Source organism: Actinomadura rifamycini DSM 43936 (assembly GCF_000425065.1).
GTDB classification, from domain to species: Bacteria; Actinomycetota; Actinomycetes; order Streptosporangiales; family Streptosporangiaceae; genus Spirillospora; species Spirillospora rifamycini.
On the sequence record NZ_AULB01000012.1, the window covers coordinates 127,313 to 148,132 of the forward strand.

Consider the following 20,820-nt stretch of genomic DNA (forward strand, 5'->3'; position numbering starts at 1 on the left):
GTAGGTGAACGGAAGATAAAGTCATGGCGTTGACGACCCGGCTCTGGACGAGCGAGTCGAGCGAAGGGAATCGATGTGGCGGTTGAGCACTCGGCGGAGGCACGCGGCCAGCTGGTCGCGATGCTCCGGCGCCGCATGCGCCTGCTCATCGCCCTCGTGGTCGCGGGCACGGTGGCCGGCGTCGGCGCGGGCGTCCTGCTCCCCGCCCAGTACTCGGCGACCGCGTCGGTGCTGGTGTCGCCGCTGGAGGGCAACCCCTACTCCCCCGAGGGCCGCGGCGACGACCTGATCAACCTGGAGACCGAGGCGCAGCTCGTGCAGACCGACGCGGTCGCCGAGCTCGTCCAGCAGAAGCTCAAGGGCGAGGACGTCTCCACGCTGCGGGCGAACGTGTCGACCGTCGTCCCGCCGAACACGCAGATCCTGAACATCGTCTACAACGCGAGCAGCGGCGACGGCGCCGAGAAGGGCGCGCGCGCGTTCGCCGAGGCGTACCTGAAGTACCGGCAGCAGCGCGCGCAGGCCGTCATCAACGGCAAGCTGAAGAAGCTGGAGGAGCAGGCCGCCAAGGTTCAGGAGAACATGACGCAGGCCAACCAGCAGCTCGCGACCGCGTCCAGCGCGCAGCGCACCCTGCTGGGGCAGCGCATCACCGCGTACGCCAACCAGCTCGGCGTGATCGACGAGCAGAAGAACGACGTCAGCAGCACCCCGGTGGAGCCCGGCCAGGTGATCAACCCGGCGGCGGCGAAGGGCGGCGCGGGCGTCGCGCGGATCGGGATCTTCGGCGCGGCCGGCCTCGTCGCGGGCGCCCTGCTCGGCCTGGCGCTGGTGCTGACCCGGGAGCGGCTCGACCGGCGGCTGCGCACCGGCGAGCAGGTCGAGGCGATGGGCCTGCGGGTGCTGAGCATCGTGCCGCCCGGCGCGGGCGGGGAGCTGGCGCTGGCGGACGGGGCGCGCACCCCGGCGGGCGAGGCGTACCGGCGGCTGCGGTCGGGGATCGTCGCGAACATCCAGGCGACGCCGATCACGATGCTGGTGGCGGGCGCGACGCCCGCGACGACCACCTCGACGACCGGGACGAACCTGGCGGTCGCGCTCGCCTACGCGGGGTCGGACACGATCCTGGTGGACGCGACGGCCGACGAGCCGGACCCGGCGGCGTCGTTCGGGCTGCCGCCCGGCAAGGGCCTGTCGGAGATCCTGCTCAAGGGGACCGACCCGGCGGCGCTGCTCATCCACGCCGACTCGCAGCTGCGGCTGCTGCCGCGCGGCACGAACCCGGCCGCCGCCTCGCACCGGTTCAGCGGCCCGCGGATGCGCGACGCCGTCGACACCCTCCGCGACCGCGCCGACTTCGTGCTGATCAACGCGCCCGACGTGCACGACGCCGACACGCAGGCGCTGTGCACGCTCGTCGACACCGTCGTCCTCGTCGTCCAGGACGGCGTCACCACCCGCGAGGACCTGCAGCAGGCGTACGCGGAGGTCGTCCACGCGGGCTCCACGGTGCTGGGCGTCGTCATCGAGTCGTCGTCGGGCGTCCCGCCGCGGCCCGTCCGGCACGCCACCGCGCCGCGCCCGGCGCCCGCGCAGCAGCAGCCCGGCGGGCGCGCCGCCGACCGGCGCCGCTCCGGCCCGCCCGGCGAGTGGGGCCGCACCGGCGACGCGGGCGACGGACGCGCCGAGGGGCGTGGCGAGGGGCGCGGCGAGGGCCGGGCGCGCGGCGAGTCCGACACCAACACCACGGTGCAGCTGCCCGCGCTGCCCGCCGGTCCCGGCAAGAGCGGCCCGCCGAAGAGCCCGCCGCCCAAGAGCCCGCCGCTGAAGGGCCCCCAGGGCGGCCCCGGCCAGGCGGGCCCGGCCCAGAGCGGCCCGCCGCAGGGCACGCCGACCGCGAGCGGCCTGGCGAAGTCGCCGCCGCCGGCCGGCCCCCCGTCGAGCCCCCCGGCGAGCCCTCCCTCGACTCCCCCGTCGAGTCCCCCGGCGAGCCCCCCGGCGAACGGGACGGCCGGGCGACGGCGCTCCGACAAGCCCGCCGAGCGGCGCCCGGCCTCGGGGCGCGGCACCGGACGGCACGGGACGCGCGGCGCGTCGCAGCACTTCGGGTCCGACCGGCTCGCGGGCCGCGACACCCCGGACCCGCAGGACAAGTCGGTCGCGGGCGGCGCCGACGAGGGCAGCCCGACCAACCGGACCCGGGACGACTTCCACCTCTGAGGGCAGATGACCACCGCGACATCCGGCGCCCCCGGTCCGCCGGGGGGCGCGAACGCCGATCTCGGCAAGCTCGCGCGCGGCGGCGCGCTGAACCTCGTCGGCGCGATGTGCGCCGGGCTCATGGGGTTCGTGCTGATCGTCGCGGTCGTGCGGACGTACGACGAGGCGCTGGCGGGCGCGTTCTTCGCCGCGACGTCGCTGTTCCTCATCCTGAACGCGGTGTCGGGGCTCGGCAGCGACGCGGGCCTGCTGCGCTGGGTCCCGCACCACCTGGCGCTGGGCGCGCGGGCGAACGCCCGCCGCACGGTGCCGATCGCGCTCGTCCCCGTCCTGGCGACCGCGTGCCTGGCCGGGCTGGCCATGGTGGCCACGGCGCCGTGGTTCGCGGCGCTGGTGCACGGCGACGCGCCCGGCGAGACGACGGCGATGCTGCGGGTCCTCGGCCTGTTCCTGCCCGCGGCGGCGGCGCAGGACGCGCTGCTGGCCGCGACGCGCGGGCACGGCTCGATGCGGCCCACCGTGCTGGTCGACAAGATCTTCCGGCAGGTGGCGCAGGTCGCCGGGGTGCTGGTCGCGTACGCCGTCGACGGCAACGCGGCCGTCCTGGCGCTGGCGTGGAGCCTGCCGTACGTGCCGGGCGTGCTCATCGCGGCCGTCCAGTACCGGGCGCTCGCGCGGCGCGCGGGGGGCGGCGGGGCGCCCGCGCCCGTCCGCGACCTCGCGGGGCCGTTCTGGCGGTTCACCGCGCCGCGCTCGCTGGCGCAGATCTGCCAGACCGCGCTGCAGCGCTCGGACATCGTGCTCATCGCCGCGCTCGCCTCCCCGCGGGAGGCCGCGATCTACACGGCCGCGACCCGGTTCATCGTGTTCGGGCAGCTCGCCGCGCAGTCGCTGCAGCAGGTGATGCAGCCGGCGGTGAGCCGGCACATGGCGACGGAGGACGTCGCGGGCGCCCAGCGGGTCATGGCGGTCGGGACGACGTGGACCGTCGCCGTCACGTGGCCGCTGTACCTGACGCTCGCCGCCGGGGCGCACGTGTTCCTCATGGTGTTCAGTCCCGAGTACGCCGACGAGGGGCGGAGCACCACGATCGTGCTGGCGCTGACGATGCTGCTGGCGACGGCGATCGGCCCGGCGGACGTCGTCCTGCTGATGGCGGGGCGCAGCGGGCTCAGCCTGGGCAACAACGCCGCCGCGCTGGCGGTGAACATGGTGCTGAACGTGGTGCTCATCCCGCTGTTCGGGGTGCCGGGCGCGGCCGCGGCGCGGGCCGCGGCGCTCGCCACGCGGAACGTGCTGCCGCTGCTGCAGATCCACCGGATTCTGGGCATCCTTCCCACCGGTGCCGGATTGTGGCGATCTATCGCTTATGCCGTCATCTGCTTCGGTATGCTCCCGGTGAGCGTCCAGGCGGCACTGGGCGCGACGGTCCCGGCGCTGGCGCTGGGCGTCGCCCTCGGGACCGCCGGATACGCGGTGCTGCTCTGGACCGGCCGGGAACGGCTGTCGCTCACCGCGTTCAAGGCCCTGCTGCGGCGCCGCGGCGCCGGCCGGGGCCCCGCCGCCGCGTCCACCCCCGCAGAACGGACCGTCCCGCCCATGGAAGAACGAATGCTCCCGCCGGACCGCACGGTCCCCGACGGCATGTGGCCGGGCGCCGGCCTGCCGCCGGACCGCACGATGCCCGACCGGCGTCCGTGAGGTCCCTGCGGACGGCCGCGGCGCCCGCCGCGGCCGGTGCCCTCTGCCTCGCCCTGACCGCCGCCTGCGGCGGCGCCGACGCCGAGGACACCCGCCCCACCGCGCCCGCCGCGACGGCCGGGGAGGTCTGGAGCGTCGGCCTCGACGACTTCGGCCAGCTCGGCCGCAAGGCCGACGGGTTCGACGTCGCGCTCGGGCCCGTCCGCGCCCCGACCGGGCGGGGCACGCTGACCGGCGTGAAGGCCCTCGCCGCCGGGAAGCGGCACTCGCTCGCGCTGCTCGAAGACGGGCGCGTCCTCGCCTGGGGCGCCAACAGCAACGGGCAGCTCGGCGACGGCACGAGCAAGCCCAGGTCCGTGCCCGTCCCGGTGCGCGCCCCGGACGGCGCCGAGGGCGAGCTGCGGGGCGTCAGCGGTATCGCCGCCTCCGGGAACCTGTCGCTCGCGCTGCTGGCGGACGGACGGGTCGTGACGTGGGGCGCGGGCGGCAGCGGCCAGCGCGGCATCGGCACCACCGAGGCCCCCGCCCTCCCGACGACCGTCCGCACCCCGGAGGGCGACGCGCCGCTCACCGGCGTCACGTCCATCGCGGCGGGCGACCAGGCGTGCCTCGTCACGCTGCGGGACGGGCGCGTCCTGTCCTGGGGCGGCAACCTCGCCGGGATCCTCGGCACCGGGGGCGTGCGGGCCCGCGCCCTGCCGGCGCCCGTCAGCGGCGCGGGCGGGCAGGGGCAGCTCACCGGGGTCGCCGAGCTCGCCGCGGGCAAGAAGCACGCCATCGCCCGGCTGCGGGACGGCACCGTGCTGGCCTGGGGCAAGAACGACCACGGCCAGCTCGGCGACGGCACCGTCCAGGGCCGCTGGGCGCCCGCCCCGGTCGCCGGCCCGTCCGGCGGCGCCCCGCTGGGGGACGTCACCGCGGTCGCCGCGGGCGGCAACCACAACTACGCGCTGCTGGAGGACGGGACGATCGTGGCGTGGGGCTCGAACGGCAACGGGCAGCTCGGCGACGGCGGCACGCGGCCGTCCGCCCGTCCCGTCCCGGTGAAGGGCTCCCACACGCCCCGGCTGCGCGGCGTCACCGGCGTCCGGGCCGGCGACGGGTTCGGGGTGGCGCTGCTCGCCGGCGGCAGCGCGCTGACCTGGGGCGCCGATGGCAAGGGGCAGCTCGGCGCGGGCAGCCGGCTGCCGCGCGCCCGGCCCGGCCCGATCATCCTCGCGCAGGGCGCCCGCGCGGGAACGTTCCTGTCCGCCGCCGCGGGCGGCAGCCACCTGCTGTTCCTGATGCAGCCGCGGGACAGCCGGTGACGCACCCGGCGCGGCCGCGGCGGAGCCGCGGCGCGGCGGCGCTGCTGGCGGGCGCCGCGCTCTGCGCCGCGACCGCCGCGCCGGCCGCCGGGGCCGGGCCCGCGCGGGCGGCGTCCCCCTCCCCCTCCCCCGCCGCCGCGCCCGCCACCGCGCCGGCCACCGGGTCCGCCGCGCCGGACGGCGGGCGCGCGCCGATGCTGCTCGGCGCCACCGCGCACGGCGACGCCGACCTCGCCGAGCGGGAGCGCGAGACCGGGCGCCCGCTCGGCGCCGTCCGGGTGTTCCGGCGGTGGGGCGAGCCGGTCGTGGACGACTTCGTCCGGTCGCGGGCCCGCTCGCACGTCTTCTTCATCTCGGTGAAGGCGCGCCGCCCGGACGGCTCGAAGCTGCGGTGGGCCGACATCGCCTCGGCGCCCCCCGGAAGCGCCATCGATGACGAGATCCGGCGGCAGGCGCGCGCGCTGAAGGAACTCCCCGGCACCGTGTGGTTCACCTTCAACCACGAGCCCGAGAACGGCGCGTCCACGGGCATGGGGCGGCCGCGCGAGTACACCGACGCGTGGCGCCGCGTCGTGGCGGCGTTCCGGGAGGAGGGCGCGCGCAACGTCCGGTACGTGTGGACGATGACGGACGCGGCGTTCGGCCGCGACGCGGCCCGCTACTACCCCGGCGACGACCACGTCGACGCGATCGGCGTGGACGCCTACAACTGGTTCACCTGCCGGGGCCGCGACGAGGGCTGGCGCCCGCTCGGCGAGCTGATCGAGCGGCACCGCCGGTTCGGCGAGAAGCACCCGGACGAGCAGCTGATGATCCTGGAGACCGGCACGGTCGAGGACCCGGCCGACCCCGGCCGCAAGGCACGCTGGCTCGCCGAGGCGACCGCGCTCCTCCAGCGGCCGGAGTACCGCCGGTACACGGCGCTGCTGCACTGGGACGCCCGGCACGCGCGGCCCGAGGGCCCGACCTGCGCCTGGGACTACCGCAGCTCGGAGCGGTCCCTGCGGGCGTGGCGGGCGATGGCCGCCGCGCCGGTGTTCGGCGCGCGCGTCCCCTGCCCGCCGAACTGCCGGGACGAGGAAGAGGACGCGCGCGGCGACGCGCTAGGGCCGGTGCTCGCCGCCGCCGGGGGCGCCGGGGTGCTGGCCGCCCTGGGGGCCTGCGGGTGGCTGCTCCTGCGGTCCCGCCGCCGGAGCGGCGCCGGGGGCGCCGGGGGCGCCGGCTCCGGGCCCTGGGGCGGCTGAACCGCCGGGGCCGGCCGCGCCGGCGGCGGCCGCGGCCGGCGCGGCGCTGCGGCGCTTCCACAGCAGGAACCCGCCGCCCGCGAGCAGCACCAGCACCACGCCGCCGCCCGCGACGGGCAGCACGGGGAACCCGCCGTCGTCCGCCGCCTCCTGCGCCGCCCGGTTCTGCACGGCCTCGGCGTGCTCGCTGGCCTGCGCCTTGTCCTCGCCGACCTTCGTCTCGGCGAGCGGCGGCTGCGCGGCCTTCTCCTCGATCTTCTTCGGGTCCTCGCGGGGCGGCAGCCCCTCCGCCTCCGGCAGCAGCTTCACGAAGCCGATCAGCGCCTTGTCGGGCCGGGACCCGTTCGCCGCGACCGCCTTGTCGTAGGCCGACTTCACCTGCGACTGCGGCAGCGCGGTCGACTTGACCCGCAGCTGCTGCCCGCTGATCACCGCGTAGGTGCCCTTGCGGCCCACGCCCTGGACGAGGCCGTTCAGGACGGTGTCGGGCGACTGGCCCTGCGGCAGCACGGCGACGAACACCGGGGAGTGCAGCGCCTTGTTGTCGCGCAGCAGGTCCAGCGCGCCGTCCGACTGGAAGTACTTGGCGCCGGAGTCCACGTAGTACCCGGCCTCCGCGACCGAGTCGACCACGAGCGTCATGTCGGGGTCGGCGTGGGCGGCGGTGGGCGGCGCCAGCAGCGCCGCCGCGGCGGCCGCGGGCAGGACGAGGGACAGGCGGCGGCCTGCGGGCGGTCGTACGCGCACGGAACGGCTCCTCGCAGCGGCTCGGGGGAAGGGATGAGGGGAAAGGGATCGGTCAGACATATCCGTAGTGCCGCAGCAGCGGCAGGGTCAGTGCGGTGACGGCCCGGCGCCGCGCCGGCGGCATCTTCTCGCGCCACGCGTCGTCGCGGCGCAGCTCGACCCGTCCCGTCGTGAACCGCATCGGGTTGCCCGACGCGGTGTGGTTCGCCGACAGCGTCGCGTGGTCGTCCTCGAGGAACGCCAGGTCGCCGTCCGACACCGGGAGCCCGGCGAACTCGGCGATGGCGCGCAGCGTCCCGCGCGGGTCGGCGAGGAACTCCTCGTACCGGACCGTCCGCACCGGGACGCCGCGGCGCCCCAGCAGCGCGAACGCCCCGTTGGCGGCGTTCCAGTGCATCGCGACCTTGTGCGGCGACCAGCGCGCCATGTACTGCTCGGGGCTCGCCTCGGTCGCCTCCGGGCGGCGGATCTCCTTGGACCAGGACTGCGCCACGCCCCGGCTGTCCCGCAGGACGTGCGCGACCCGCAGGTCGAGGCGTCCCCCGGCGGCCGCGGAGCGCAGGCAGAACGCGAGCGAGGCGTGCTTGCTGGAGTCGATGAGCAGCCGCGCGCCGCTCACCCGCCGGACCGCGTCGTACAGCCGCTCGTAGTACCGGACGTACGCGGCGAGCGGCCCGCGCAGGTCGTCGGGGACCGCGTCGGCGCCGCCGCCGCGCGACAGCGCCGGGATGTGGCGGGTGCGGTCGACCGGGTCCTTCGCCGCGCGGAACTCCGCGAGGTCGAAGGCGTCCCAGCCGCCGAACGCCAGCTCGCCGACCTCCCCCCAGAACGGGCATTCCGGGAACGGAACCCCGCATCCGCACTGCTCGCCCGCTCCGACGCCGCGCTCCCACAGGTGCACGACCTCGCCGAGCGACACGGTGCCCGGAAGCTCACCGAGGAGACGCTCGATCAGCGTGGTACCGCTGCGCCCGAGAGCCCCGATGAACAGCACCCGCACGGGGGCGTCCACTGCCATGCCACCTCACCGAAAAGCCTGCCGTGCCGCGGCACCCGCGGCGGCCCCGTAAGCCTGCTTCGCGTATGCCCGCGACGTGCCCATCACCGTACAGTTCGCCCGGACGTGCCCGGGCGGGAATCGCCCAGGCCGCGTGCCCGGGACCGGTCAGATCCCCCGCCCGCGCGCGTGCAGCGCCAGCAGCACCCGCTTGCCCGACACCGCACCGGACGCGACGGCGAGCGCGAACGGGACCCGCCGCTCCGCGGGGTTCGCCTTCAGCGCGCGCGCCGACCAGCGCAGCGCGTCCTTGCGGCGCCCCACGGTCGCGCACCCGAACGCCAGCTGCCCGTACACCCGCGCGGCCGCGCCCGGCACGTCGCCGATCTCCGGGTACCGCTCCAGGAACCACTCCAGCGCCGCGACCTTCGTCTCCCACGCCTGCGCGTAGTAGGACGTCAGCCCCCACAGCACCCGGACGTACGGCACGTCGACGTTCACGACCGGGGCGCGGCGCGCGGCGCGCAGCGCGAGGTCCCAGTCCTCGCCCTGGCTGCCCGGGATCGACTCGTCCACCATGCCGATCTCGACGAGCCGCTCGCGGCGCGCCACGTACGTCGACGAGTGCACGCTCATCATCCGGTCGCGGATGAGGGCGTCGTAGGTGACGCGGTCGGTCCCGGCGAGCCGGGGCAGCTCCCGGCCGTCGAAGTCGACGAGGATGCCCGAGCTGCACAGCACCGTGTCCGGCTCGTCCGCCACCGCCGCCTCCAGCGCCGCGACCTGCGCCGCGAGCTTGCCGGGCAGCCACTGGTCGTCGTCGTCGCAGAACGCGACGAGGTCGGTGCCCAGGTGCAGGATGCCGCTGTTGCGGGCGCCCGCCAGGCCCGGCTCGCGGGTGTTCGCGATCACCTCGACGCGGTCGCCCGCCAGGCTCGTGTCCGGCTCGGCGCGGTCGAACACGACGACGGCGCGCAGCTCCCCGTCGTAGTCCTGCGCGAGGACCGACTCCAGCGCGCGGCGCAGCAGCTCCGGCCGGTTGTGCGTGGGAAGCACCACTCCGACGGATGGGGGCATCGACGACCTGCCTTGGCTTGAGTTGTGGGGGGACGGCGACGGGCGCGGGACCGGACGGTCGCCGTCCGGTCCCGCGCGCCGACGCCCGCGAGGGTCAGCGGGTACCGATGATCATTCCGGCCCCGACGGTGTTGTTGGTGGCCTCGTCGACGAGGATGAACCCGCCGGTGAGCCGGTTGCGGCTGTAGTCGTCCACGAACAGCGGCTGCGTCACCCGCATGCTGATCCGGCCGATCTCGTTGAGCGCGAGCCCGTCGGCCTGCTCGTCGCGGTGCAGGGTGTTGACGTCCAGCCGGTAGTGCAGGTCCTTGACCATCGCCTTCGCGGTGCGGGTGGTGTGCTTGACGACCAGCTTGGACCGCGGGGTGAGGGTGCGGTCCGGGGTCATCCAGCAGATCATCGCCTCGATGTCCTGCGCGACCTCCGGCCGGTTGTTCGGCCGGGCGATCATGTCGCCGCGGGAGATGTCGATGTCGTCGGCCAGCCGCAGCGTCACCGACATCGGCGCGTACGCCTCCCCGACCGGGCCGCGCGGCCCGTCGATGTGCGTGATCGTCGTGGTCAGCCCGGACGGCAGGTGCACCACCTCGTCGCCCGGCTTCAGCACGCCGCCCGCGACCTGCCCCGCGTACCCCCGGTAGTCGTGCAGCTCCGGGTCGGTGGAGGCGTGCGGGCGGATCACGTACTGCACCGGGAACCGCACGTCGATCAGGTTGCGGTCCGACGCGATGTGCACGTGCTCCAAAGTGTGGAGCAGCGACGACCCCTCGTACCAGGGCATGTTGACGCTGCGCTCCACGACGTTGTCGCCGTGCAGAGCCGAAATGGGCACGAACGTCAGGTCGGTGACGTCCAGCTTGGAGGCGAACGCGGTGAACTCGTCCACGATCCGCTGGTAGGTGGCCCGGTCGTAGTCGACCAGGTCCATCTTGTTGACCGCCACCACCAGGTGCGGCACCTGCAGCAGCGTCGCGAGGAACGCGTGCCGCCGCGACTGCTCCAGGATGCCCTTGCGGGCGTCCACCAGGATGATCGCCAGGTCGGACGTCGACGCGCCCGTCACCATGTTCCGGGTGTACTGGATGTGCCCGGGGGTGTCGGCGATGATGAACTTGCGGCGCGGCGTCGCGAAGTACCGGTACGCCACGTCGATCGTGATGCCCTGCTCCCGCTCGGCCCGCAGGCCGTCGGTCAGCAGCGCCAGGTTCGTGTACTCCTCGCCGCGGTCCGCGCTGGTCCGCTCCACCGACTCCAGCTGGTCCTCGAAGATCGACTTGGAGTCGAACAGCAGCCGGCCGATCAGCGTCGACTTGCCGTCGTCGACGCTCCCCGCCGTGGCGAACCGCAGGATGTCCATCGGCTTCCCGGACGCCTGCGCCTGCTCCGGCGTCAGCGGCGCCTCCGGCGACCCGCTCTCGAATGACGCGGTGGCCATCAGAAGTAGCCCTCCTTCTTGCGGTCTTCCATGGCCGCCTCGCTCGTCCGGTCGTCGGCGCGGGTCTGCCCCCGCTCGGTGATCCGCGTCGCCGCGATCTCCTCGATCACCTCGTCCAGCGACTCGGCCGCCGACTTCACCGCGCCCGTGCAGGACGCGTCACCGACCGTCCGGTACCGGACCGTCGCCTCGAACGCCGGCTCGTCGTCGCCCCGGTTGGCGAACCCCGTCTGCGCGTCCAGCAGCAGCCCGTCCCGCTCGAACACCTGCCGGGAGTGCGCGAAGTAGATCGACGGGAGCTCCAGCCCCTCGCGGCGGACGTAGTCCCAGATGTCGAGCTCCGTCCAGTTCGACAGGGGGAACACCCGGACGTGCTCGCCGCGCGTGATCCGCGTGTTGAACAGGTTCCACAGCTCGGGACGCTGGTTCTTCGGGTCCCACTGGCCGAACTCGTCGCGGAACGACACCACCCGCTCCTTGGCGCGGGCCTTCTCCTCGTCGCGCCGGGCACCGCCGAACGCCGCGTCGAACCCGTGCTCCTCGATGGCGTCCAGCAGCGTCACCGTCTGCAACCGGTTCCGGGACGCGCGGCGCCCCTTCTCCTCCACGACCCGGCCCTTGTCGATCGACTCCTGCACCGACGCGACCACGAGCCGGACGCCCGTCTCGGCGACCCGCCGGTCACGGAACTCGATCACCTCGGGGAAGTTGTGCCCGGTGTCGACGTGCATCACCGGGAACGGGATCGGCGCAGGCCAGAACGCCTTCTCGGCCAGGCGCAGCATCACGATGCTGTCCTTGCCGCCGGAGAACAGCAGCACCGGCTTCTCGAACTCGGCCGCCACCTCCCGGAAGATGTGAATCGACTCCGACTCTAGGACGTCCAACTGGGACAGCAGATAATCGCCACGCTGCATGATCTGGGGCTTCTCTCCACGAACTGGCAGGTACTACCGGTGGCACGCGACGGGCGCACCCGTCCACCGGCTCGAACGACGGCCGCGAAGCGGGGTCACGTCGGCAGCGCGTCGCTCACGTCCCGGATGCCGGTCAGCAGCGTCGACGCCGACACGGGATGACACACCAGGATATCCGGCAACCTGGGGTCCTCACGGTTGTAGGCCAGCGCCGCCCCGTCGACCCGCGACGCGTGCGCGCCCGCGGCGAGCGCCACCGCCGCCGGAGCCGCCGAATCCCACTCGTACTGGCCGCCCGCGTGCACGTACGCGTCGACCTCCCCGAGCAGCACCGCGGAGATCTTCGCGCCCGCCGAGCCGATCGGCACCAGCTCCACGTCCGGCTCGACCGCGTCCGCCAGCCGCCGGACGAACTCCGGCGGCCGCGTCCGCGACACCGCGATCCGCAGCTTGCCCGCCTCCGGCGCCGGCACGTGCAGCGGCCCCTCCCGCGGCAGGCCCCGCCGGTCCACGACCGACCCCGCGCCCCCCGCACCGGCACCGCCCGTCACCGCGTCCGCGGCGCTCGGCTCCTCCCGGACGAGCGACGCACCGCCCGTCGCGTCCGTCCGCAGCGTCACGCCCTGCGCCGGCAGCGCCACCGCGCCCGCCGCGAGCCGCCCCGCCGGGGAACCGTCCCGCACCCACAGCGCCACGTGCACCGCCCAGTCGCGGCGGCCCTCCTCGGAGAACTCCCGGGTGCCGTCCAGCGGGTCGATGATCCACACCCGGTCGGCCGACAGCCGCGCCGCGGTCGCGGTGTTCGCCGTCGGCGCGGCGTCCACGCCCTCGGCCCGCTTGCCCGCCACCGACGCGCGGCCCTCCTCGGAGAGGATCGCGTCATCGGGACAGCGCTCCGCCAGCGCCCCCATCAGGTACTCGTGCGACCGCAGATCGCCCGTGTCCTTCAGGGCCCGCGCGTCGCCGAACCCCATCTCGTCCCGCACGCCCAGCAGCAGGCGCCCCGCCGCCGCGGCCAGCTCCGCCGCCAGCGCGTGATCGTCCGCCACCGCTTGATCCGTCATCCTCGACCACATTCCCGACTCGACTGGTCTGCCCGGTCTACAATCTCACGGCCGCCCGGACGGGCGACCCCTCGGGGCGGCTAGTACGCGCCCGACCCCCGCACCACCGCCGACCAGGTCTTCCAGATGATCTGCAGGTCCAGCGCGAGGGTCCAGTTGTCCACATACCGCAGGTCCAGCCGCACCGACTCCTCCCACGTCAGGTCGGAGCGCCCGCTCACCTGCCACAGCCCCGTCAGGCCCGGCTTCACCACCAGCCGCCGGTACACGTCCCCGCCGTACTGCGCCACCTCGTCCGGCAGCGGCGGCCGCGGACCCACCAGCGACATGTCGCCCCGCAACACGTTGATCAGCTGCGGCAGCTCGTCCAGCGAGTAGCGGCGCAGCCACCGCCCCACCCGGGTGATCCGCGGATCCGCCCGCATCTTGAACAGCACGCCGTCGCCCTCGTTGCTGGCCAGCAGCTCCGCCTTCCGGGCCTCCGCGTCCTGCACCATCGTCCGGAACTTCAGCACCGTGAACTCCCGGCCGCCGCGCCCCACCCGCGTCTGCCGGAACATCACCGGGCCCGGGCTCGTCGCCTTGATCAACACCGCGACCACCAGCAGCAGCGGACTCAGCGCCAGCAGCCCGGCCAGCGCCGCCGCCCGGTCGAACAGCCCCTTCAGCACCTTCCGGCCGCCGTCCAGCTCCGGATGCTCCACGTGCAGCAGCGGCAGCCCCGACACCGGCCGGATCGAGATCCGCGGCCCCGCCACGTCCATCAGCGCCGGCGCCACCACCAGCTCCACGTCGTTCCGCTCGATCTGCCACGCGAGCCGCCGCAGCGCCGTCCCGTCCAGCTCCGGGCACGCCAGCACCGCCACCGAGTCGGCGCCGACCCGCTCCGCGACCGCCGCCGTCTGCCCGAAGTCGCCCAGCACCGGGACGCCCTCCACCTCGGCCACCGCGTCGTCGCCGGTCACCAGCGCCGGCGGCAGGCACACCGCCGCGATGTCCATCCCGTGGTACCGCTTCTGCCGCAGCAGCCGGATCAGGTCCTCCACCGACGTGCGGTGCCCCACCGCGACCACCCGCCGCATGTACTGGCCGTGCCACCGCTTCCGGTGCAGCCACTTCCGCAACTGGTACCGCGCCAGCACCGCCAGGAACGTCCCCAGCGGCATCGCCATCACCACGTAGCCGCGCGCCACGTCCGTCTTCGACGCGTACGCGATGATCGCGATGCCCGCGGTGAAGATGAACCCCGCCCGCAGCACCCGGTGGAACTCCTCGTACCCCACCCCGATGTACCGCGGCTGGTACGCCCGGCACAGCATCAGCACCGGCACCCACATCAGCGGCAGCGCCACCGTCAGCACCATGTACGGCGTGTGCCACTCGCCCGGCACGCCCGGGAACCGCAGCACGAACGCGATCACACCCGCCGCCAGCATGCTGAGGAAGTCGAGGAACCCCGCGACCCTCCGGTACCGCGCGCTCCAGTCCTGGGTCTGCGAGTACCGCTTATGGTGGCGGATCGATGACTCGGTCGAAACCTTGTCAACGACGGCCATACGCCCTCACCAACCCTTGTAACGCCCGCCCCGAAAAGACCGATCCACCTCAGGGACGCCTGAGGGCCCTCCGGGGTTCACCTGAGTCTTGGAACTCCCAGGAAGAAACCCATAACCCCCGTTTGCGCCGGTGCCCGGGATCAACCCGAATGATAGGTGTTCTGCGCCGCCGCCAAGCCGTCTCCGAGCAACGCCTCCACCGCGTCCGCCGCCCGCTCCACCTCGACGCCCAGATCGCGCCGCTCCGCCGCCGAGAAGTCCTTCAGGACGAACGCCGCCGCGTCCATCCGCCCCGGCGGGCGACCCACCCCGAACCGCACCCGCAGGTACTCCCGGTCCCCCAGCGACCGCGTCACCGACCGCAGCCCGTTGTGGCCGTTGTCGCCGCCGCCCTTCTTCAACCGCACCGCCCCGAACGGGACGTCCAGCTCGTCGTGGACGACGACCACCCGCTCCAGCGGCACCTTGTAGAAGTCCCGCAGCCCCTTCACCGGACCGCCCGACTCGTTCATGAACGACCGCGGCTTCGCCAGCACGACCCGCTCCCCCGCCAGCCGCCCCTCCAGCACGTCCGACCGCGCCCCGAACAGCTTCGACCGGTGCGCCTTGAACGACCCCCCGACCCTCCCCGCGAGAACGTCCAGCACCACGAACCCCGCGTTGTGCCGGTTGCCCTCGTACTTCGGCCCCGGATTCCCCAAGCCCACGACCAGCCACATGCCCGCGCTCACCCGAACTCCCTCACCGCACATCCTCGAACGGACGACGGCCCCCGCCGGTGCGCACACCGGCGGAGGCCGTCACACGTCGCGGCGCGGCCCGCACGGCCGCAACCGGTCACCCGGGCGCCACCGGCACCCGGGGAAACGTCACTCGCTCGCTTCGGGGGTGTTGACGTCCGTCGCGGGCCCCTCGCCGGCCGGCGCCGCCTCGGTCCCCTCCGTCGCGCCCGCCGACGCCGTCGCGTCGGTGATCTGCACGATCAGCAGCTCCTCGTCCGCCGCCAGCGTCGTGCCCGCCGGCAGCTTCAGGTCCTTCGCCAGCACCTGCGAGTCGACCGCCAGGCCGCTGACGTCCAGCTCCACCGACTCCGGAATGCGCGTGGCCTCGGTCTCGACCTGGATCTCGACGACCGACTGCGACACGACGCCGCCCGCGACCACGTCGCCGACCACGTTCACCGGCAGGTCCACGACGACCTTCTCGCCGCGCTTCACGATCAGCAGGTCGACGTGCTCCAGGAAGCCCTTGATCGGGTCGCGCTGGACGTCCTTCGGCAGCGCCAGCTGCTTCCCGCCGTCGAGCCCCTCGATGGCCAGCAGCGCGTTCGGCGTCTTCAGCGCCATCATCAGCTCGTGGCCCGGCAGCGAGATGTGCGTCGGGTCGGTGCCGTGACCGTAGAGGACGGCGGGCACCTTGCCGGCCCGGCGGGTGCGCCGCGCGGCACCCTTACCGAACTCGGTGCGCGGCTCGGCGGCAATGCGTACCTCGGACACGGCGAAAACTCCTCGTTGTTGCGATCCACGGCCGTCCGCCATCGGACGTCCGCTACGGACAAAAGCGAATCAGGCGATGCTCGATGCGTCAGGCGCCTCGAAGATTCTTTGCGTTCCCCCCGGGGAGCACGGGACCGAACCGGCACCGCACTGAACGACCCAAGGGCATACGCGGGATTCAGCAAGTCTAGCCGATCCGTGTCACGCGCGATCCATCCGGGGGACACGCGGACGCCCGGAACACGCGCGCCCGGCCCACCGAACGGCGGACCGGGCACGCGCGGCGACGCGGAAACGGCGCCCTAGCTGTGGCCGCCGAACAGGCTCGTCACCGAACCGTCGCTGAACACCTCGTTGATCGCCCGCGCGATCAGCGGCGCGATCGACAGCACCGTCAGCTTGTCGAACTGCTTGTCCTCCGGGATGGGCAGCGTGTTCGTCAGCACCACCTCGGAGATCCGCGAGTTCTTCAACCGGTCCACCGCCGGACCCGACAGGACGCCGTGGGTCGCCGCCACGACCACCCGCGTCGCACCGTTCTCGAACAGCGCGTCCGCCGCCTTCACGATCGTCCCGCCCGTGTCGATCATGTCGTCCACCACGACGCAGGTCCGGCCCTCGACCTCGCCGACGACGTCGAAGACCTTGACCTCGTTCGCCACGTCCGGGTCGCGCTTCTTGTGGATGATCGCCATCGGGACGCCGCCCAGCCGGTCGCTCCACCGCTCCGTCACCCGCACGCGGCCCGCGTCCGGCGCCACCACGGTCACGTTCGACAGGTCCAGCCTGCTCTCGAAGTGCCGGGCCAGCAGGTCCAGCGCGAACAGGTGGTCCACCGGACAGTCGAAGAACCCCTGGATCTGCGCGGTGTGCAGATCCACCGTGATCACCCGGTCCGCGCCGGCCGTGCTGAACAGGTCCGCCATGAGCCGGGCCGAGATCGGCTCCCGCCCCCGGTGCTTCTTGTCCTGCCGCGCGTACCCGAAGAACGGCGCCACCACCGTGATCCGCTTGGCCGACGCGCGCTTCAGCGCGTCCACCATGATCAGCTGCTCCATGATCCACTGGTTGATGGGAGCGGTGTGGCTCTGGATCACGAAGGCGTCGGAGCCGCGCACCGACTCCAGGAACCGCACGAACGTCTCACCGTTCGCGAAGTCGTACGCAGAGGTCGGCGTCAACTCGACGTGGAGGTGGTCGGCAACTTCCTTGGCCAGGTCCGGGTGGGCTCGGCCGGAGAAGAGCATCAGCTTCTTCTGACCGCTCGCTTTGATCCCACTCACCTTTGAACGACTCCCCCTCAATGGAACTGTGCTTCACGTGGGTTGTTGTCCCCACTCCCCGCGCACGCATGAGTCCGCGCGCACGGGTTGTCTGTTGTTCGCGGGGGACGCCGCTGTCCGCCCTGCCTCGCGCCCCGGAGGGCGGCCCTACTCGGCCTCGTCCGAAGCCCGGCGCGCCGCCTCGGCCGAAGCCGTCCCGGCCCGCCGCCGCTCCACCCAGCCCTCCACGTTGCGCTGCCGCGCCCGCGCCACCGCGATCGCACCCGGCGGCACGTCCTGCACGATCACGGAACCGGCCGCCGTGTAGGCACCGTCCCCGACCGTCACCGGCGCGACGATCATGTTGTCGCTGCCGACCCGGACATGGGAGCCGATCACGCTGCGGTGCTTCTCGACACCGTCGTAGTTCACGAACACCGAACCGGCCCCGATGTTCGAGCCCGCCCCGATCTCCGCGTCGCCCACGTACGTCAGATGGGGCACCTTCGCGCCCTCGCCCACGTCCGCGTTCTTGGTCTCGACGTACGCCCCGACCTTCGCCTTCCGCGCGAGCCTGGTGCCCGGCCGCAGGTACGCGTACGGCCCCACGGCCGCCTCCGGCCCGATCTCCGCGCCGCTGGCCACCGCGTTCGCCACGACCGCCCCGGCCCCGACCCGCGTGTCCGTCAGCGTGCAGCCCGGACCGACCCTCGCGCCCGCCTCCAGGTGGGTCGTCCCGTGCAACTGCGTGCCCGGCAGGACCTCGGTGTCCGCCTCGGCCGTCACCTGCACGTCGATCCACGTGGACGCCGGGTCGACGATCGTCACCCCGGCCCGCATGTGCGCCTCCAGGATGCGGTCGTTCAGCTGCCGCCGCGCCTGCGCGAGCTGCACCCGGTCGTTGACGCCCTGCGTCTCGATCCAGTCCGCGACCAGGTGGGCGCCCGCGCGGTGCCCGTCGCCCCGCAGGATCGCCACCACGTCGGTGAGGTACTCCTCGCCGCCCGCGTTGTCGGTGGTCACCCGCTTGAGGGCGTCCTCCAGCAGCGACCCGTCGAACGCGTACATCCCGACGTTGATCTCTTTGACGGCCAGCTGGGCCTCCGACGCGTCCTTGTGCTCGACGATCGCCTCGACGCTCCCGTCGGCCGCACGGATCATCCGCCCGTACCCGGTGGCGTCCGGCATCTCGGTCGTCAGCACGGTGACCGCGTTGCCCTCGCCCTCGTGCGTCCGCACCAGCTCCGCGAGGGTCTCGGCGCGCAGCAGCGGGTGGTCGCCGTTCGTCACGACGACCGTCCCGTCCATGGCCCCGATCTCCTCGAGCGCCATCCGGACGGCGTGACCCGTCCCGTTCTGCTCCTCCTGCACGACGGCGCGCGCCTCCGGCACGTGCTCGTCCAGGTGCGCGACGACCTGCTCCCTGCGATGCCCGACGACGACGACGAGCCGTTCGGGTTCCAGGCCCCGCGCGGCGGTCAGCACATGCCCGAGCATGCTGCGCCCGCAGAGTTCGTGGAGCACCTTCGAGGTGCGGGACTTCATCCGGGTGCCCTCGCCCGCGGCGAGAACGATGACGGCGGCCGGACGGCTGGCGCTCACAAGGAGGCTCCTCGGCATCGCGGACGGGTTGACGTACGGGCCGACCTGCGACGACACGCGCCGCAGGGCACGTCGGCCCGACATCCCGAAGGATACCGCCCGACACGCAGGCGTCATCCCCCGCCCACCGCCCGATCACACATCAGACATACCGGACAGCTCCGGCGCCAGGACTTGAACCTGAACCAGGGGCACCAAAAACCCATGTGCTGCCGATTACACCACGCCGGACTATAAAAGCGGCAGATCGGACATCCGCCCGCCGACCGCGCTCCAACGATACCGACACCGACGGCGAGACCCCACATCAATTGCCGAGAGCGGCGACCCGCCCGGCCGACCACGACGTGCCGACCGGGATCCGCGGCGATGGAGCCCGAGCCGGTGCACCTTCGAACGTTCGACTCACTCGTCCGCGCGCTCGCGCCCCTTGCCGATGTTGGTGATCGCCGAGTCGGAGCGGGCGATGAGGCGTGCGCCGCCCATCTCTTTACCGAGCATGGCGCCGTAGGCCCAGCCCTCGATGCGCCGATACAGGTCCGCGCTGCGCCTGACTCTGATGAGCAGGCAACCTCGGTACCCGTCGACGAGGTTCTTCCTGTTCGTCTTCGGATTGTGCCGTTTGATCACCGGCTTCTTGAAGAGCTCGGCGGGGGCACCGACCAATCGCGCCCAGTACCCCGTCGCTTCGGCGAGGTCAGCGGTCTCATGGATGTGCAGCCGGTACCCGATGCGCTCGGGCTCCACTCCGGCCACGTCCAAGAACCTGCGAAAGAGGATGATCAACGCAGGATCGCTATTGATGAACGAGACGCACTCGCTCCGCTTGTAGCTCTTGTCCTTGGTCCCCTCGCACCAGTAGATGAGGGCGCCCGCCATCAACGTCTCACGCTCGCTGAGGTCGCCCATCTCATCGCAGGCGGCCAGCTTGACCTTCCGCCGCTCCTTCTCTCGAGCCACGTGTATGGGCTCCCACCGGGACTTCCACATGGCGGCTATCCGCTCCTGGGAGTAGCCGCGCCGCGGGGGGCCCGGTATGTCCCTTAACCAGAGCGAACATGTGCTGATGGATATGTCCAGCGAGCCCGCGATCTCGCGATAGGTCCAGCCTTGCTTGCGGAGTTCGATGGCCTTCGGCTTGAGCTTGTCTCGGATCTCGTCCGGCATCGGTCCACCCATGGGGTGGACTTTACCACCGACTTTAACATTCCGTTGCCTTATAGTTACTTACCATTATCGACGTTCTTGGACCGGTTCGCCCGGCTCGACGTGAGCCAGTCCGGGAGGGGCTCGCGGGCTTGGAGCCAGGGGGCGGGGACGGCGGCGGGGCCGCGGTGGGCGGCGATGATGCCGCCGGCCATGGCGGCGGTGGTGTCCATGTCGCCGCCGACCTGGACGCACGCGCGGACGGCCGACTCGTAGTCGTCCAGGCGGGTGGCGGCGGCCCAGAGGGCGAAGGGGACGGTGTCCTGCGCGGTGATCCGGTTGCCGTTGCCCAGTTCGCGGGCCGCTTCCCGCGGGGTCTCGGCGAGGAGTCGGAGGGAGCGGCGCAGGCCGCGGCGGACGTACTCGCCCATCGTCGTCCGGTCGAGCGCGGTCTCGATCAGCTCGCGGGGCTCGACGGGGGCGCCGGGACGGGACGCGGCGAGGGCCGCGGCGACGGCGATCGCGACGGCGCCCGCGACGCCCTCGGGGTGGGCGTGGGTGATCTCGGCGGACAGGACGGCCTGCTCGGCGGCGCGGTCGAGGTCGTCGCAGAAGTAGGCGCCGAGGGGGGCGACGCGCATGGCGGCGCCGTTGCCGTAGGAGCCGTTGCCGCCGAACGCCTCGCGGGAGGCGCGGCGCCAGTCGTCGCCGTCCCGGATGCGCTCGAGGAGTTCGAGGGCGCCGGCGCCGTAGCGGCGGCCGATGTCCATGCGTTCGGCGAAGGCCCGGGCGAGGTCGCCCTGGTTGATTTGCCCGGATTGGTTTAGGGCGTCGGTTATGGAGCACGCCATCTCCGTGTCGTCCGACCAGTTCCACGGCCCGGGCGGCACGCCGGTCTCCGTGGAGACGTCCCTGTTGACGAGGAGGAAGAACTGGTCGCCGAAGGCGTCGCCGACCGACAGGCCGACGAGCGAACCTTCGGCGTGCGCCGAGCGTTCGTCCAGGGTGAGGGCCATTGCGCGTCCTTCCGCGGGGGCACGGTCGAGAAG

The 20,820-nt window shown here is 73.3% G+C and carries 16 protein-coding genes and 1 tRNA gene; 4 read left to right on the forward strand and 13 right to left on the reverse strand.

The window, feature by feature from the left end; all coding sequences use genetic code 11:
• Positions 1–75 precede the first annotated feature (75 nt).
• Genes H505_RS0112235 through H505_RS52355 form a run of 4 tightly spaced genes read left to right on the forward strand, consistent with a single transcriptional unit; the run spans position 76 to position 6,472 of the window.
• Positions 76–2,220, forward strand: coding sequence for a Wzz/FepE/Etk N-terminal domain-containing protein (locus H505_RS0112235; protein ID WP_026402224.1), 2,145 nt, complete (start codon positions 76–78; stop codon positions 2,218–2,220).
• 6 nt (positions 2,221–2,226) lie between these two features.
• Entirely contained in the window at positions 2,227–3,921 is a 1,695-nt protein-coding gene (locus H505_RS41430) for an oligosaccharide flippase family protein (RefSeq protein ID WP_064743605.1), read from the forward strand.
• Positions 3,918–5,228, forward strand: a complete 1,311-nt coding sequence (locus H505_RS0112245) for an RCC1-like domain-containing protein (protein WP_026402225.1) — start codon at positions 3,918–3,920, stop codon at positions 5,226–5,228. The genes H505_RS41430 and H505_RS0112245 overlap by 4 nt, the downstream gene beginning before the upstream one ends.
• Positions 5,225–6,472, forward strand: coding sequence for a glycosyl hydrolase (locus H505_RS52355; RefSeq protein WP_026402226.1), 1,248 nt, complete (start codon positions 5,225–5,227; stop codon positions 6,470–6,472). The genes H505_RS0112245 and H505_RS52355 overlap by 4 nt, the downstream gene beginning before the upstream one ends.
• A gap of 799 nt (positions 6,473–7,271) precedes the next feature.
• On the opposite strand, the gene H505_RS0112260 is transcribed toward H505_RS52355, so the two are convergent.
• The 13 genes from H505_RS0112260 to H505_RS41440 form a co-directional block, all read right to left on the reverse strand.
• Complete coding sequence (locus tag H505_RS0112260) at positions 7,272–8,237, reverse strand: sulfotransferase (protein WP_211238461.1); 966 nt, start codon at positions 8,235–8,237, stop codon at positions 7,272–7,274.
• Between the two features lie 147 nt (positions 8,238–8,384).
• Entirely contained in the window at positions 8,385–9,293 is a 909-nt protein-coding gene (locus H505_RS0112265) for a glycosyltransferase family 2 protein (RefSeq protein ID WP_034517682.1), read from the reverse strand.
• Between the two features lie 94 nt (positions 9,294–9,387).
• Complete coding sequence (locus H505_RS0112270; protein WP_026402230.1) at positions 9,388–10,650, reverse strand: sulfate adenylyltransferase subunit 1; 1,263 nt, start codon at positions 10,648–10,650, stop codon at positions 9,388–9,390.
• 77 nt (positions 10,651–10,727) lie between these two features.
• A complete protein-coding gene (cysD, locus tag H505_RS0112275; RefSeq protein ID WP_026402231.1) occupies positions 10,728–11,645 on the reverse strand; it encodes a sulfate adenylyltransferase subunit CysD in 918 nt (305 codons plus the stop codon).
• Between the two features lie 95 nt (positions 11,646–11,740).
• Positions 11,741–12,709: an inositol monophosphatase family protein gene (locus H505_RS0112280; RefSeq protein WP_051300584.1), complete on the reverse strand. Its 969-nt coding sequence runs from the start codon at positions 12,707–12,709 to the stop codon at positions 11,741–11,743.
• An 80-nt stretch (positions 12,710–12,789) separates the two neighbouring features.
• On the reverse strand, positions 12,790–14,265 hold the full coding sequence (locus H505_RS0112285) for a sugar transferase (protein WP_026402233.1): 1,476 nt from the start codon (positions 14,263–14,265) through the stop codon (positions 12,790–12,792).
• 140 nt (positions 14,266–14,405) lie between these two features.
• Complete coding sequence (gene pth / locus H505_RS0112290; RefSeq protein ID WP_051300585.1) at positions 14,406–15,017, reverse strand: aminoacyl-tRNA hydrolase; 612 nt, start codon at positions 15,015–15,017, stop codon at positions 14,406–14,408.
• A gap of 117 nt (positions 15,018–15,134) precedes the next feature.
• The gene (locus H505_RS0112295) at positions 15,135–15,761 is read right to left on the reverse strand and encodes a 50S ribosomal protein L25/general stress protein Ctc (RefSeq protein WP_026402235.1); all 627 of its coding nucleotides are present in this window, start codon (positions 15,759–15,761) and stop codon (positions 15,135–15,137) included.
• Positions 15,762–16,063: 302 nt separating this feature from the next.
• On the reverse strand, positions 16,064–17,044 hold the full coding sequence (locus H505_RS0112300) for a ribose-phosphate diphosphokinase (RefSeq protein ID WP_026402236.1): 981 nt from the start codon (positions 17,042–17,044) through the stop codon (positions 16,064–16,066).
• A gap of 147 nt (positions 17,045–17,191) precedes the next feature.
• Complete coding sequence (gene glmU / locus H505_RS0112305) at positions 17,192–18,625, reverse strand: bifunctional UDP-N-acetylglucosamine diphosphorylase/glucosamine-1-phosphate N-acetyltransferase GlmU (protein WP_026402237.1); 1,434 nt, start codon at positions 18,623–18,625, stop codon at positions 17,192–17,194.
• 159 nt (positions 18,626–18,784) lie between these two features.
• Positions 18,785–18,856, reverse strand: a tRNA-Gln gene (locus H505_RS0112310).
• A gap of 174 nt (positions 18,857–19,030) precedes the next feature.
• Positions 19,031–19,792, reverse strand: coding sequence for a helix-turn-helix domain-containing protein (locus tag H505_RS41435; RefSeq protein WP_051300586.1), 762 nt, complete (start codon positions 19,790–19,792; stop codon positions 19,031–19,033).
• Positions 19,793–19,848: 56 nt separating this feature from the next.
• On the reverse strand, positions 19,849–20,787 hold the full coding sequence (locus H505_RS41440; RefSeq protein WP_034517686.1) for an ADP-ribosylglycohydrolase family protein: 939 nt from the start codon (positions 20,785–20,787) through the stop codon (positions 19,849–19,851).
• Positions 20,788–20,820 lie beyond the last annotated feature (33 nt).

What these genes read in the sequence shown, in the direction of transcription:
- H505_RS0112270 (WP_026402230.1), bottom strand. Translation starts at nt 10,650, where the DNA reads ATGGACATCCTGCGGTTCGCCACGGCGGGGAGCGTCGACGACGGCAAG.
- H505_RS41430 (WP_064743605.1), top strand. Translation starts at nt 2,227, where the DNA reads ATGACCACCGCGACATCCGGCGCCCCCGGTCCGCCGGGGGGCGCGAAC.
- H505_RS41435 (WP_051300586.1), bottom strand. Translation starts at nt 19,792, where the DNA reads ATGCCGGACGAGATCCGAGACAAGCTCAAGCCGAAGGCCATCGAACTC.
- cysD (WP_026402231.1), bottom strand. Translation starts at nt 11,645, where the DNA reads ATGCAGCGTGGCGATTATCTGCTGTCCCAGTTGGACGTCCTAGAGTCG.
- pth (WP_051300585.1), bottom strand. Translation starts at nt 15,017, where the DNA reads ATGTGCGGTGAGGGAGTTCGGGTGAGCGCGGGCATGTGGCTGGTCGTG.
- H505_RS0112285 (WP_026402233.1), bottom strand. Translation starts at nt 14,265, where the DNA reads ATGGCCGTCGTTGACAAGGTTTCGACCGAGTCATCGATCCGCCACCAT.
- H505_RS41440 (WP_034517686.1), bottom strand. Translation starts at nt 20,787, where the DNA reads ATGGCCCTCACCCTGGACGAACGCTCGGCGCACGCCGAAGGTTCGCTC.
- H505_RS0112265 (WP_034517682.1), bottom strand. Translation starts at nt 9,293, where the DNA reads ATGCCCCCATCCGTCGGAGTGGTGCTTCCCACGCACAACCGGCCGGAG.
- H505_RS0112280 (WP_051300584.1), bottom strand. Translation starts at nt 12,709, where the DNA reads ATGACGGATCAAGCGGTGGCGGACGATCACGCGCTGGCGGCGGAGCTG.
- H505_RS0112260 (WP_211238461.1), bottom strand. Translation starts at nt 8,237, where the DNA reads ATGGCAGTGGACGCCCCCGTGCGGGTGCTGTTCATCGGGGCTCTCGGG.